This is a genomic window from Sphingopyxis indica (assembly GCF_900188185.1).
In the GTDB taxonomy this organism is placed as follows: domain Bacteria; phylum Pseudomonadota; class Alphaproteobacteria; order Sphingomonadales; family Sphingomonadaceae; genus Sphingopyxis; species Sphingopyxis indica.
In genome coordinates this window covers 1-13,153 of sequence record NZ_FZPA01000013.1, presented here as the reverse complement: position 1 = coordinate 13,153, position 13,153 = coordinate 1, and the positions used below count along the sequence as shown (strand labels likewise).

17 protein-coding genes are annotated in these 13,153 nt (G+C 65.8%); 11 read left to right on the top strand and 6 right to left on the bottom strand.

Going from position 1 to position 13,153, the window contains the following annotated elements; genetic code table 11:
* The first annotated feature begins 3 nt into the window (after positions 1-3).
* The 11 genes from trbB to CHB69_RS15425 are packed head-to-tail and all read left to right on the top strand — an operon-like array spanning position 4 to position 9,232.
* Positions 4-984: a P-type conjugative transfer ATPase TrbB gene (gene trbB, locus CHB69_RS15475; protein WP_058818140.1), complete on the top strand. Its 981-nt coding sequence runs from the start codon at positions 4-6 to the stop codon at positions 982-984.
* Positions 981-1,313: a TrbC/VirB2 family type IV secretion system protein gene (locus CHB69_RS15470; RefSeq protein WP_058818139.1), complete on the top strand. Its 333-nt coding sequence runs from the start codon at positions 981-983 to the stop codon at positions 1,311-1,313. The genes trbB and CHB69_RS15470 overlap by 4 nt, the downstream gene beginning before the upstream one ends.
* The gene (locus CHB69_RS15465; protein ID WP_058818138.1) at positions 1,313-1,582 is read left to right on the top strand and encodes a VirB3 family type IV secretion system protein; all 270 of its coding nucleotides are present in this window, start codon (positions 1,313-1,315) and stop codon (positions 1,580-1,582) included. The genes CHB69_RS15470 and CHB69_RS15465 overlap by 1 nt, the downstream gene beginning before the upstream one ends.
* Positions 1,579-4,014: a conjugal transfer protein TrbE gene (gene trbE / locus CHB69_RS15460; protein WP_058818137.1), complete on the top strand. Its 2,436-nt coding sequence runs from the start codon at positions 1,579-1,581 to the stop codon at positions 4,012-4,014. The genes CHB69_RS15465 and trbE overlap by 4 nt, the downstream gene beginning before the upstream one ends.
* A gap of 6 nt (positions 4,015-4,020) precedes the next feature.
* Complete coding sequence (gene trbJ, locus CHB69_RS15455; RefSeq protein WP_082660511.1) at positions 4,021-4,737, top strand: P-type conjugative transfer protein TrbJ; 717 nt, start codon at positions 4,021-4,023, stop codon at positions 4,735-4,737.
* Positions 4,667-4,990, top strand: coding sequence for a putative entry exclusion protein TrbK-alt (gene trbK-alt, locus CHB69_RS20725; protein ID WP_331458781.1), 324 nt, complete (start codon positions 4,667-4,669; stop codon positions 4,988-4,990). Before trbJ ends, trbK-alt begins: the two co-directional genes overlap by 71 nt.
* Positions 4,987-6,267 carry a P-type conjugative transfer protein TrbL gene (gene trbL / locus CHB69_RS15445; protein ID WP_058818135.1) on the top strand — a complete coding sequence of 427 codons (1,281 nt, stop codon included), beginning with the start codon at positions 4,987-4,989 and terminating at the stop codon, positions 6,265-6,267. The genes trbK-alt and trbL overlap by 4 nt, the downstream gene beginning before the upstream one ends.
* 4 nt (positions 6,268-6,271) lie before the next feature.
* Positions 6,272-6,955, top strand: a complete 684-nt coding sequence (gene trbF / locus CHB69_RS15440; RefSeq protein WP_058818206.1) for a conjugal transfer protein TrbF — start codon at positions 6,272-6,274, stop codon at positions 6,953-6,955.
* A gap of 17 nt (positions 6,956-6,972) precedes the next feature.
* The gene (gene trbG, locus CHB69_RS15435; RefSeq protein ID WP_425442439.1) at positions 6,973-7,788 is read left to right on the top strand and encodes a P-type conjugative transfer protein TrbG; all 816 of its coding nucleotides are present in this window, start codon (positions 6,973-6,975) and stop codon (positions 7,786-7,788) included.
* Positions 7,785-9,014 (top strand): TraB/TrbI/VirB10 family type IV secretion system protein, encoded by a 1,230-nt coding sequence (locus CHB69_RS15430; RefSeq protein WP_082660499.1) that lies wholly within the window; start codon positions 7,785-7,787, stop codon positions 9,012-9,014. The genes trbG and CHB69_RS15430 overlap by 4 nt, the downstream gene beginning before the upstream one ends.
* A complete protein-coding gene (locus CHB69_RS15425; protein ID WP_058818134.1) occupies positions 9,011-9,232 on the top strand; it encodes a DUF2274 domain-containing protein in 222 nt (73 codons plus the stop codon). The genes CHB69_RS15430 and CHB69_RS15425 overlap by 4 nt, the downstream gene beginning before the upstream one ends.
* A gap of 27 nt (positions 9,233-9,259) precedes the next feature.
* On the opposite strand, the gene arsH is transcribed toward CHB69_RS15425, so the two are convergent.
* From arsH to CHB69_RS15395, 6 genes are all read right to left on the bottom strand, one after another.
* Positions 9,260-10,015: an arsenical resistance protein ArsH gene (gene arsH / locus CHB69_RS15420; protein WP_058818133.1), complete on the bottom strand. Its 756-nt coding sequence runs from the start codon at positions 10,013-10,015 to the stop codon at positions 9,260-9,262.
* Between the two features lie 5 nt (positions 10,016-10,020).
* Positions 10,021-11,085, bottom strand: coding sequence for an ACR3 family arsenite efflux transporter (gene arsB, locus CHB69_RS15415; protein ID WP_058818204.1), 1,065 nt, complete (start codon positions 11,083-11,085; stop codon positions 10,021-10,023).
* Between the two features lie 10 nt (positions 11,086-11,095).
* Positions 11,096-11,527: an arsenate reductase (glutaredoxin) gene (gene arsC, locus CHB69_RS15410; protein WP_058818132.1), complete on the bottom strand. Its 432-nt coding sequence runs from the start codon at positions 11,525-11,527 to the stop codon at positions 11,096-11,098.
* On the bottom strand, positions 11,524-12,045 hold the full coding sequence (locus tag CHB69_RS15405; protein ID WP_058818131.1) for an arsenate reductase ArsC: 522 nt from the start codon (positions 12,043-12,045) through the stop codon (positions 11,524-11,526). The genes arsC and CHB69_RS15405 overlap by 4 nt, the downstream gene beginning before the upstream one ends.
* A 31-nt stretch (positions 12,046-12,076) precedes the next feature.
* A complete protein-coding gene (locus CHB69_RS15400) occupies positions 12,077-12,406 on the bottom strand; it encodes an ArsR/SmtB family transcription factor (RefSeq protein ID WP_058818130.1) in 330 nt (109 codons plus the stop codon).
* 133 nt (positions 12,407-12,539) lie between these two features.
* Positions 12,540-13,153 (bottom strand): FTR1 family iron permease (locus CHB69_RS15395; RefSeq protein ID WP_425442437.1); only part of this gene is annotated, 614 nt, incomplete at its 5' end.

The window sequence follows — 13,153 nt, the reverse complement described above, 5'->3', positions numbered from 1 at the left end:
CTCATGGCTGCAGAACCGATCCGGCTCGAAGCGCTAAATCGCAGCGCGCGCATGTTGCAGACCGCATTCGGAGCGGCGATCGCCGGCTGGCTTACCGACCCGCAAGTCGTCGAGATCATGCTCAATCCCGACGGCCGCCTCTGGGTCGACCGGCTCGGCGAGGGCCTCGCGGACAGCGGTACATGGCTGAGCGCGGCCGATGGCGAACGCATCATCCGCCTCGTCGCGCATCATGTCGGCGCCGAAGTTCATGCCGGAAGTCCGCGCGTATCGGCCGAACTGCCCGGCGGCGGCGAGCGGTTCGAGGGGTTGCTGCCACCCGTGGTGACCGCCCCGGCCTTCGCCATCCGCAAGCCGGCGGCAGCCGTTTTCACGCTCGACGATTATGTGGGCGCGCGAATCATGGCGCCGGCCGCCGCCGCGGCGCTGCGGCATGCGGTCGCCGACCGGCTGAACATTCTCGTCGCCGGCGGAACGGGGACAGGCAAGACGACGCTCGCCAACGCGCTGCTCGCCGAGATCGCCGGCACCGATGACCGGATCATCCTCATCGAGGATATTCGCGAGTTGCAGTGCGCCGCGCGCAATGTCGTCGCCATGCGCACCAAGGACGGGGTCGCATCGCTCACCGACCTCGTGCGCTCGTCGCTCCGCCTCCGGCCCGATCGCATTCCGATCGGCGAGGTGCGCGGCCCCGAAGCGCTCGATCTGCTGAAGGCCTGGGGAACGGGCCATCCGGGCGGGATCGGTACGATCCACGCCGGAAGCGCGCTCGGGGCGCTCCGCCGCATGGAGCAGCTCATCCAGGAGGCGGTCGTAACCGTGCCGCGCGCGCTGCTTGCCGAAACGATCGACCTTGTTGCCGTCCTCGTCCGCGATGGGACCGGCCGGCGCCTGTCCGAACTGGCGCGGGTCGAAGGGCTCGATCCCGCCACCGGCGAATATCGCCTTGTCCCGCACACACAAGAAGGAGAAAGCTCATGATCCGTGCCGCCCGGCATGGCGCCCGCCGCGCCATCCTCACCTCGACCGCGATCTTCGTCGCGATGATCGTCGCCGTCCCGGCCCATGCGGGCGGCTCGTCGATGCCCTGGGAAGCGCCGCTCCAGTCGATCCTCGAGAGCATCGAGGGTCCGGTCGCCAAGATCGTCGCGGTGATCATCATCATCGTCACCGGCCTGAGCCTTGCCTTCGGTGATACCTCGGGCGGTTTCCGCCGGCTGGTCCAGATCGTCTTCGGGCTCTCGATCGCCTTCGCCGCCTCGAGCTTCTTCCTCTCCTTCTTCTCCTTCGGCGGCGGGGCACTCGTCTGATGGGACAGGAGGCCGACATTCCGGGCTTCTTCGCGCCGGTCCACCGTGCGCTCGCCGAGCCGATCCTGCTCGGCGGCGCGCCGCGCAGCCTCGCGATCGTCAATGGCACCCTCGCCGGTGCGATCGGGCTCGGCCTTCGGCTCTGGATCGCCGGCCTCGCTCTCTGGGCGATCGGCCATGCCCTTTCGGTCTGGGCGGCGCGGCACGACCCGCAGTTCGTCGACGTCGCCCGCCGTCACCTCAAATTTCCTGTCTGGATGCGCCCATGATGAACCTCGCCGAATATCGCACCAAATCCGCTGCCCTCGCCGACTATCTTCCCTGGGTGGCGCTCGTCGCCGAGGGCGTCGTCCTCAACAAGGATGGCTCCTTCCAACGTACCGCGCGCTTTCGCGGCCCCGACCTCGACAGCGCGACCCCGGCCGAACTCGTCTCGGTGACCGCGCGGCTGAACAATGCGCTGCGGCGGCTGGGCTCGGGCTGGGCGGTCTTCGTCGAGGCGCAGCGTGTTCCCGCGATATCCTATCCGGTCTCCGATTTTCCCGACGCCGTCTCGGCGCTGGTCGATGTCGAGCGCCGCGAACAGTTCCGCGAGGAAGGCGCGCATTTCGAAAGCTTCTATTATCTGACCCTGCTCTGGATGCCGCCCGCGGAAGAGGCCGCGCGTGCGGAAGCCTGGCTTTATGAGGGGCGCTCGGAGGCGGGCGCGGATCCGAAAGAACTGCTGAAGGGCTTTGTCGACCGCAGCGGGCGGCTCCTCCATCTGATCGAAGGCTTCGTTCCCGAGGCCGAATGGCTTGGCGACGGCGAGACACTCACCTATCTCCACAGCTGCGTCTCGACCAATCGGCAACGCGTCCGCGTTCCCGAGACACCCGTCTACCTCGACGCGCTGCTGACCGACCAGCCGCTCGTCGGCGGGCTCGCGCCGCGGCTCGGCGAGCATCATCTCCGCACGCTGACGATCACCGGCTTTCCGACCGCGACCTGGCCGGGCCTGCTCGACGAGCTCAACCGGCTCGCTTTCGCCTATCGCTGGTCGACGCGCGCGATCATGCTCGACAAGACCGACGCGACGAAGCTGCTGACCAAAATCCGGCGGCAGTGGTTCGCCAAGCGCAAATCGGTCGCCGCGATCCTCAAGGAAGTGATGACCAACGAGGCGTCGGTGCTCATGGACTCGGACGCCTCGAACAAGGCGGCCGACGCCGACATGGCATTGCAGGAACTCGGCGCCGACCATGCAGGCATCGCCTATGTGACCGCGACGCTGACCGTGTGGGATCAGGATCCCGCCATCGCGGCCGAAAAACTGCGGCTCGCCGAGAAGGTCATCCAGGGCCGCGACTTCACCTGCACGGTCGAGGGCATGAACGGGGTCGACGCCTGGCTCGGGAGCCTGCCCGGTCATGTCTATGCCAATGTCCGCCAGCCCCCCATTTCGACGCTCAATCTCGCCCACCTCATACCCTTGTCAGCGGTGTGGGCGGGGGCGGAACGGGACGAGCATTTCGGTGATGCCCCCTTGCTCTATGGCAAGACCGAAGGCTCGACGCCGTTCCGCCTAACTCTTCATGTCGGCGACGTCGGCCACAGCCTCGTCGTCGGCCCGACCGGCGCCGGAAAGTCGGTGCTTCTCGCGCTGATGACACTGCAATTCCGGCGCTATGAGCATGGCCAGATCTTCGCCTTCGATTTCGGCGGCTCGATCCGCGCCGCGACGCTCGCCATGGGCGGCGACTGGCAGGATCTGGGCGGCGCCTTGCAGGATGACGGCGGCGGCGTCGCGCTGCAGCCGCTCGCGCGCATCGACGAGGCGGGCGAACGCGCGTGGGCCGCCGAATGGCTGGCCGCGCTCCTCGCGGGCGAAGGCGTCGCGGTGGATCCGGCCGCGAAGGAGCATCTCTGGTCGGCGCTGACGTCGCTGGCCACCGCGCCGGTCGTGGAGCGGACGCTGACGGGGCTCGCGGTCCTGCTGCAATCGCAGGAACTCAAACAGGCGCTGGCGCCCTATCTGGTCGGCGGACCCTGGGGACGCCTCCTCGACGCGGAGGTCGAACGCCTCGGCGACGCGCGCGTGCAAGCGCTCGAGACCGAGGGCCTCGTTGGCGCCGCCTCCGCTCCCGCCGTGCTCGCCTATCTCTTTCACCGGATCGGTCAGCGCCTCGACGGCTCGCCGACCCTGATCATCATCGACGAGGGCTGGCTTATCCTCGATAGCCCAGCCTTCGCCGCGCAACTGCGCGAATGGCTGAAAACGCTGCGCAAGAAGAATGCGAGCGTCATCTTCGCGACGCAGAGCCTCGCCGACATCGAGAGTTCGAGCATTGCGCCCGCGATCATCGAGAGCTGCCCGACGCGCATCTTCCTTCCCAATGAGCGCGCCGCCGAGCCGCAGATCGCGCGGGTCTATGAGCGCTTCGGCCTCAACGACCGGCAGATCGAGATATTGAGCCGTGCGACCCCGAAGCGTGACTATTATTGCCAGTCGCGCCGCGGGAACCGGCTGTTCGAACTGGGCCTCGGCGAGATCGCGCTCGCCTTCGCCGCCGCGTCTTCCAAGACCGATCAGATCCGCATCGGCGAACTCGTCGCCGAACATGGGAGCGATGGCTTTGCCGCCGCCTGGCTGCGTGAGCGCCGCCTCGACTGGGCGGCCGATCTTCTCGCCAATCTCGAATTTTCCACCCTGAAGGAGTGAATGACCATGAAGACCCCGATTTTCCATTGCGCCGCCGCGCTGCTTGTCACCGGGTGCGGCATCGCGGCAGCGGCAGTGTCTGTCCCGGCCGCGGCCCAGGTGGGCGGGATCGTCCACGATCCCCGCAATTACGCCCAGAACATCCTGACCGCCGCGCGCACGCTCGAGCAGATCAACAATCAGATCAAGCAGCTGCAGAATCAGGCGACGTCGCTCGCGAACGAGGCACGCAACCTGTCGGGCCTGCCGGTCTCGACGCTCGAGGAGCTGCAAGGCCAGGTCGACCGCACCCGCGCCCTGCTCGGCGAAGCGCAGCGGGTCGCTTTTGATGTCGGCGACATCCAGAAGGCGTTCGACGCGCGCTACAAGGGCGGCGCGCTGACGGGCACGCAGGCGGAAATGGTCGCCAATGCTGAGGCGCGCTGGAGCGACAGCGTCGGCGCCTTTCAGGATGCGATGAAGGTCCAGGCGGGCGTCGTCGGCAATATGGGCGATGCGCGCCGCTCGATCACGACGCTGGTGACCGCGAGCCAGTCGGCGGCCGGCGCCCTCCAGGCGGCACAGGCGGGCAATCAGCTGCTCGCGCTCCAGTCGCAGCAACTCGGTGATCTTGCCGCCGCGATCGCCGCGCAGGGGCGTGCGCAGATGCTCGATGCCGCCCGCGCGGCGGCTGCCGAGGCCGAAGGACGCGAGCGCTTCCGCCGCTTCCTCAAGGGCAATTGAGATGGGCCGGGCGGCCAGGATCGCCGGCGCGGCAGTGCTGGGCGGAATCGCCATGACGCTCGCGCTCGTCGCCGCGACCCTGCCGCCCGCGCCCCGTGCGTCCGCCCCCCAGGTCTCCGGGGCGGACGCACACCCGGCGCCGGACGATGGGCTTCGCCGCTGCCGGACCGTCACGACGGCCGACCCCGATTGCGAAGCGGCATGGGAAGCGAAGCGTCGCCGGTTTTTCGGTGAGCGGAGGAACGAGCGATGAACGACACGGGCGTGATCGACCAATTTCTGTCGGTCTTTTCGACCTATATCGATAGCGGCTTCGGGCTGCTCGGCGGCGAAGTCGGGTTCCTGTCGACGACTCTCATCGTCATCGACGTGACGATCGCCGCGCTGTTCTGGGCGTGGGGCGCCGACGAGGATGTCCTTCAGCGCCTCGTCAAGAAGACGCTCTATATTGGCGTCTTTGCGTTCATCATCGGCAACTTCCAGAGCCTGGCGACGATCATGCTCGAAAGCTTTGCCGGTCTTGGGCTGAAGGCAAGCGGCGGCGCCATGGCGATCGGCGACTTCATGCGCCCGGGCGTCGTCGCGGCGACGGGCCTTGATGCCGCCGAGCCGCTTCTTGATGCGAGCAAGGACCTCCTGGGGCCTGTCGGGCTCTTCACGAACTTCGTGCAGATCATGGTTTTGCTGATCGCCTGGGTGATCGTCGTCCTCGCCTTCTTCATCCTCGCGGTGCAGGTCTTCGTGACGATCCTCGAGTTCAAGCTCGTCACGCTCGCGGGCTTCGTGCTCATTCCCTTCGCCTTTTTCGGCCGCACCGCCTTCATGGCCGAGCGCGTCCTTGGCCACATCGTCTCCTCGGGCATCAAGGTGCTGGTGCTCGCCGTCATCACCGGGATCGGCACGACCCTCTTCGATCGCTTCATGGGTGCCCAGATTGGCGCCGAGCCCGACATCGAGCAGGTGATGGCGATCGCGCTTGGCGCGCTCACATTGCTGGGTCTCGGTATCTTCGGTCCTTCGATCGCCAATGGCATCGTCGCGGGCGGCCCCCAGCTCGGCGCAGGCGCTGCGGCCGGCACGGCCGTCGCCGCCGGCGCCACGCTCGCCGCGGGCGCGGCGGGTGCGACGCTGGCTACCGGTGCCGCCGCCAGCTTTGCGCGCGGCGCTGCAGCCGGTGCTACCCGCACTGCGGGCAGCGCGTCGGGCTCCTACGCCGCAGGCGCGGCCGGGAAGAGCGGGGCGCAGGCGGTCGGTGCGGGTCTCGCCAATGTCGCGCGCTCGGCGGCGAGCGCTGCGGCGTCCCCGCTTCGGCGTGCCGCCGAGCGGACCCGCGAGCAATTTGCGGCCGGCCGCGCGGGTCAGGCGGCGAAGGCCGGGCCGGCACCTGCTGCCGACACGCCGCCCGCCTGGGCGACCGCGATGCGGCAGCGGCAGGCGGTCGCGCAGGGCGCGATGGTCGGCGCGCAGACCCTGAAGGGCGGCGATAGCCACGGCGCCGGCTCCGCACCCGACATCAGCGAAAGGGATTGATATGATTTTCCGCAGGCCCTCCAATCATTATGGGATCTCGCCCGTCCCGGTCACGCCGCATCAGCGCGCGGCGCAGGTCTGGGACGATCGCATCGGCTCGGCGCGCGTCCAGGCGAAGAATTGGCGGCTCGCCTTTTTCGGCGCCCTGCTTCTGTCGGGCGGCCTCGCCTCGGCGCTCGTCTGGCAGTCGGTGCGCGGCACGATCACGCCCTGGGTGGTCGAGGTCGACAAGCTCGGCGAGGCAAGGGCCGTCGCGCCCGCAGACGCCGACTGGTCGCCGACCGATCCGCAGATCGCCTTCCATCTCGCGCGCTTCATCGAGCATGTCCGGTCGATTCCGGCCGACCCGATCGTGCTGCGCAAGGATTGGCTCAGCGCCTATGATTTCACCACGGCGAGCGGTGCGCAGATACTCAATGAATATGCCCGGCTGAACGATCCTTTCGCGGAGATCGGCAAGCGACAGGTCGCGGTCGATGTGTCGAGCGTGATCCGAGCCTCCAAGGATAGCTTTCGTATCGCCTGGACCGAGCGCCGCTATCAGGACGGCAGCCTTCTCGAAACGTCGCGCTGGTCGGCGATCGTCACCGTGACGGTCCAGCCGCCCCGCACCCCCGATGCCCTGCGGCGCAACCCGCTCGGAATTTTTGTCACCGCCGTAAATTGGTCGAAGGAGCTCAGCCAGTGACGCGTTTTATCTTTCTCGTGACCGCAGCCGCGCTCGCATTTCCTGCGGTCGCCGCCCCCTCCGATGTCAAAACGCAGGTCGGCCGAGCCAATGACGCGGCGCGCGTTCAGCCGGACCGTGCCACGTTCCTCAACGCGATCCAGAAATATGCCTGGGCCGACGGCGCGCTGTTCCAGATCTATACGGCGCCGGGGCAGGTCACCGACATCGCGCTCCAGGAAGGCGAGGAGCTCGTCGGACCCGGACCGGTCGCCGCCGGCGATACGGTCCGCTGGATCATCGGTGACACGCTGAGCGGCGCCGGTACGTCGCGGCGCGTTCATATTCTCGTCAAGCCGACCCGCCCCGACATCATGACGAACCTCGTTATCAACACCAACCGCCGCACCTATCATCTCGAACTGCGCGCAACGCCTGCGACCTATATGGCTGCAGTCAGCTGGTCCTACCCGGCCGATGAGCTGATCGCATTGCGAGCGGCCGAAACCGAGCGGGAGCGCGCTGCTCCCGTTGCGAGCGGCATCGACTTTGCGGCGCTCAATTTTGGTTATCGGATCAGCGGCGACAAGGTGTCCTGGCGCCCGCTGCGCATCTTCGACGACGGCCGCCAATTGTTCGTCGAGTTTGGCGACGGTATTGCCGAGGGCGATATGCCCCCGCTCTTCGTGCTCGGCGACAAGGATGGTGCGGAGCTCGTCAATTACCGCGTGAAAGGTCGGTTCCTCATCGTCGACCGCCTGTTCGAGCGCGCCGAACTGCGGCTCGGCAGCGGGCGTGGCGCGAAAAAGATACGGATCGAGCGCGACGACAAGCGCCGTCGGGGGCGGTCATGAGCGTGCCGGAACGGGAGGAGAAGGCAGAGCTGGCCACCGAACCCGGGGCTGCGGAACGCGCCGTCGCGCCGCCCAGTCCCGACGGGTTCCGGCTCGAGGGCGAAATGCCATCCGTCATGCGCCTCTCACCGCGCACGCTCGCGATCATCGGTGGTACGGCGGGCTTGGCGATCGCGGGCGCGCTGCTCTGGGCGCTGCGGACGCCGGAACCCGGCCCCCGCGAGAATGTCTATGAGACCGATCGCCCCAACCGCTCGGAGGTCATTACTGGCGCGCCTGCGGATTATGGCGCGGTTCCGAAACTCGGGCCGCCGCTTCCCGGTGACCTCGGCCGGCCGATCGTCTCGGCGCAGAAAGAGGGCGTGATGATAACGCCGCCGCCCATGGCGGCTGTTCCACCGCCGGCCGATCCACGACAGCGGGCGGTGGATCAGGCGCGTGAGCGCCGGATCCAGGAAAGCGACGCGGCGCGTTCCAGCAATCTTTTCCTGGCGAGCGGGGGAGGCAGCGCCTCGGCCAGTACCGCGGAACAACCTGCGCCGCCCGCGGTACAGGCGATCAATCCGCCGGGCGCAGAAGCCCCGGCTCGTCCCTTTCTGCGCGGAGATGGTCCGCGCCGGACAGACAGCGGCGAACGCATTGTCCCGCTCGCTTCACCCTATGTCGTGCAAGCCGGGAATATCATTCCGGCGGCGCTGATCACCGGCATTCGGTCCGATCTTCCGGGCCAGATCACAGCGCAGGTGACGCAGAATATCTATGACAGTCCGACGGGACGCATTCTCCTGATTCCCCAAGGCGCGCGCCTGGTCGGAGAATATGACAGCGAGATCGTGTCGGGGCAGAATCGCGTGCTGCTCGCGTGGGATCGGCTGACCTTTCCCGGCGGTCGCTCGATCGCACTTGGCCGGCTCCCCGGAGCGGATGCCGGCGGAATGGCGGGGCTGGCGGATCGCACCGACTATCATTGGGGCCATATGTTCAAGGCTGCGCTCATATCGACGCTGCTCGGTGTCGGCGCCGAGCTCGGAGCGGACGACGACGATCGGCTCGTTCGTGCGATCCGGTCGGGATCGCAGGATTCGATCGGTCAGACCGGCCGGCAGATCGTCGAACGGCAACTCGCTATACCGCCGACCATCACCATCCGCCCCGGTTTCGCGTTTCGGGTCATCGTGACCCGTGACCTGGTGCTGGAGCCGCTTTTCAGTGGCGAATCCCGATGAGCAAGCTGCGGCTCGGACCCATCGCCGAGGATCGGCCGGTCAAGGTCACGGTTGAACTGTCGGGAGGCATTATGCGCGATCTTGCAGACTATGCCCGCATCCATGCCAGGGCCAATGGGCTCCCCGAGCCTTTGCCGGCGGAGCGGCTGATTGCCCCGATGATCGAGCGCTTCATGAGCGGTGACCGCGAATTCGGCAAGCTGCGGCGTCGATCCTGATCGGCACCAGTTCGCGGCCACAAGACATCACGCCCCCGGCAATTTGGCCAGCTGTGCGGGTGTCAGGATAGGGGCGTTGCGATCCCTGCGCTCCGAATAGCGATCGACAAGCTGGTCGGCGTGGCCGCGCGTCAGCACGGTGAACCGCACCAGCTCCTCGGCAACATCGACAATCCGGTCATAATAGCTCGACGCCAGCATGCGGCCTGCCTCGTCGAACTCCGCATAAGCTTTGGCAACGCTCGACTGGTTGGGGATGGTGATCATCCGCATCCAGCGGCCGAGGATGCGCAGCGTGTTGACGCTGTTGAACGACTGCGATCCCGCCGAGACCTGCATCACGGCGAGAGTGCGGCCCTGCGTGGGACGCAGACCTCTATAGGCGAGCGGCAGGTGATCGATCTGCGCTTTCATTATGCCGGTGATCTGGCCGTGGCGCTCGGGGCTGCACCAGACCTGGCCATCTGACCAGAGCGAATGCTGGCGTAGTTCCTCGACCGCGGGATGATCGTCATCGGCGATGAGGTCGGGCAGTGGCAGGTCGGAAGGATCGAAGATGCGGGTCTCGCAGCCGAAAAGCTGGAGCAGACGCGCCGTTTCCTCGACAACGAGGCGCGAGTAGGAGCGCTCGCGCAGCGATCCGTACAGAAGAAGGATGCGCGGCGCGGGATCGAGCGGCCCCAGACCAAACGCCGGCTGTGCGTGGAGATATTCGGGGCTCAATGCGGGAAAATGGTCTGCGTCGGAGAGCGCGCGCAGGCGGCTGTGGGTCTGTTCTGTCATGATACTCAGACTTGTGAAGGAACGCTCGCCGGGAACCAGCGACGTCCGAGGCGGAATGCGACGCTGACGAGGAGGATGAGGACCGGCACTTCGACAAGCGGGCCGATGACCGCCGCGAAGGCGACCGGCGAGGCGAGGCCGAAGGCGGCGATCGCGACCGCGATCGCGAGCTCGAAATTATTGCCCGCGGCGGTGAAGGCGACCGCGGTCGTGCGTGGATAATCAGCCTCGATCAGCTTGCCCATCCAGAAGCTGATGAGGAACTGCACGACGAAATAGATGGTCAGCGGGATCGCGATCCGGATGACGTCGCCGGGGATGGTGACGATCTCGCCGCCCTTGAGGCTGAACATCGCGACGATGGTGAAGAGCAGTGCGACGAGGGTGATCGGCGCGATCCTCGGCAGGAAGTGCGTCTCGTACCAGTCGTTGCCCTTGGCGCTGGCGAGCCATTTGCGGGTGAGATATCCTGCCATAAACGGGATGCCGAGATAGATGAGCACCGCCTCGGCGATCGTCCAGAAGCTGACGTCGATGACGCTGCCTTCGAGGCCGAAGAGCGGCGGCAGGACCGTGAGGAAAAACCAGGCATAGACGCTGAAGAAGAGGATCTGAAAGATCGAATTGAACGCGACGAGCGCAGCGACATATTGATTGTCGCCCTTTGCGAGCTGGTTCCACACGATCACCATTGCGATGCAGCGCGCGAGACCGATCAGGATCAGGCCAGTCATATATTCAGGCTTGTCCGCGAGGAAGACGACCGCGAGCGCGAACATCAGCACCGGCCCGATGATCCAGTTCTGGATCAGCGAGATGGCTAGGACGCGCTTGTCTTCGAACACGCGCGGCAGCTCGTCATAGCGCACGCGTGCAAGCGGCGGATACATCATCAAAATGAGCCCGATGGCGATCGGGATATTCGTCGTTCCGATCGACATCGCGTCGATCGCAGCGGGGAGGTCCTTGAAAAGCGATCCCAAGAGGACGCCGAGCGCCATTGCAAGGAAGATCCAGAGTGTCAGATAGCGATCGAGGAAGGACAGGCGTTCACGCTTTGCGGCAATCATGATGATCCCCTCAGGCATGGACGCGGTTGCCGCCGGCATCGACCACCTGTTCACCGTCTTCCTTGGCGAAGGCGCCAAGCTGGCGGGCAGGGATGATGTCGAGCACCGCTTCGGACGGGCGGCAGAGCTTCACCCCGAGCGATGTGACGACGAGCGGGCGATTGATGAGGACCGGATGCGCCATCATTGCATCAATGAGTGCGCCATCGGTGAGATCGGGGTTGCCTAGGCCGAGTTCCGCATAGGGCGTGCCTTTTTCGCGGAGGAGCTCGCGCGGCGTGATACCGGCGCGCTCGATCAGCCGCTCGAGCAGGGCTCGCGACGGCGGTGTCTTCAGATATTCGACGACATGCGGTTCGATGCCGGCGTTGCGAATGAGCGCGAGCGTGTTGCGCGACGTCCCGCACTCGGGATTGTGATAGATAATGATGTCGGCGGTCATGCGCCTGTCTCCCGCTCGCCAGTCGCGCCCTCGATGCCGCCGATTTCCTTCAACCTGCGCGCCATTGCCATCTCGTCGATGCTTTCGTGCGGGAGCGCGAGGAAGAGCGAAATCCGGTTCGAGAGATAGTGCAGCGCACGTTCGAAAGCTTCGCGCTGGCCCGGGCCTTCGACCGCGGCGGGATCTTCGATCCCCCAGTGCGCGGTCATCGGCTTGCCGGGCCAGACCGGACAGGTCTCGCCGGCGGCATTGTCGCAGACGGTGAAGATGAAATCGAGTTTGGGCGCGTCCGGGCCCGAGAATTCGTCCCAGCTTTTCGAGCGCAGACCCTCGGTCTCGAACCCGAGCTCATCGAGAAGCGCGAGCGCCTGTGCATGGACCTTGCCTTTGGGAAAGCTCCCGGCGCTATAGGCACGGAACCGCCCCTGGCCCATGCGGTTCAGCAGAGCTTCGGCTAGAATCGAGCGGGCGCTGTTGCCGGTACAAAGGAACAGCACATTATAAATCTTGTCGGTCATCGACTTCTCCCTCAAGCGCTGAATGGGCCGATCAGCAGCAGGCAAGTTCGGCGAGCAGCGGCTCACACAGTTCAGCGCGTCCTTGGCAGCAGTCTTTTGCGAGGAAGAGCATCAGGCCGCGAAGTGCGTCGATATCCGCTCGTTGGATGATCTGCCGGCCGCGCTTTTCCGGTATCACCAAGCCCGCCTTCACCAGAACCGCGAGGTGCGTCGAAAAACTACTCTGATTGAGCCCCGACGCTTCGACGAGCTGTCCCGTCGATAGCCCTTCGGGCTCATTCTGGACGATCAAGCGAAAGGCATCGAGGCGGGTGGGATGCGCCAGAGCGGCGAGGGCGGACAAGGCGGCATCAATTTGCATGCATCGGGATTATCCGATATGTTCATGTCTGTCAATTTGTATCGGGAATATGCGATGGGTCGGTTCGGCGAGGCCCACAATCGGCCTATGACGCGGATGTGGGCGGGTTGGCAACCGGTCGGGTGTCGCAATTCTACGCAGACTGATTGCCGGCTTTGGCAGGCCGCCCGGCTTCGATGGCCCGGCGATTATACCAGAAGCCAAGGATTATGATGACCAGCGCGGCGGCTTGCATGAGGATGACCTGCAGCGTCGGATAGATACCCAGGAGCGTTACTCGAGGCCAGCCGCTCACGGGCGTTACCGAGAGCATGCCTGCCTCCTGCAGCGCCGCCGTTCCCTTGCCCGCCAGTACGGCGGCGAGCACCGCCATGAGGGCAGAGCTATACGAAAAGAATTTGCCGATTGGCAGCCGCTGACTGTAGCGGAGCATCGCCCAGGCGATGACGGCCAGCAGGACAAGGCCGGTCACGAAGCCGCCGAAGACAGCCCCGCCACTGCCCTGCGATGCCAGCGCCGCATAAAACAGGATGGTCTCGAACACCTCGCGATAGACGGCCAGGAAGGCGAGCCCGAACAGGAACCAGGACGAGCGTTTCGAGAGCGCCGCGCTCAGCTTTGCGTGAATATAGCGCTGCCATTGGTCGGCCTGAGAGTCTGATTCAAAATTATCGTTCATAATTTCATAGCCTTGCGATGCGGCGAGTGAAGAGTTGTATCGAGGCGACGAAGAGCCATGCGGTTGCC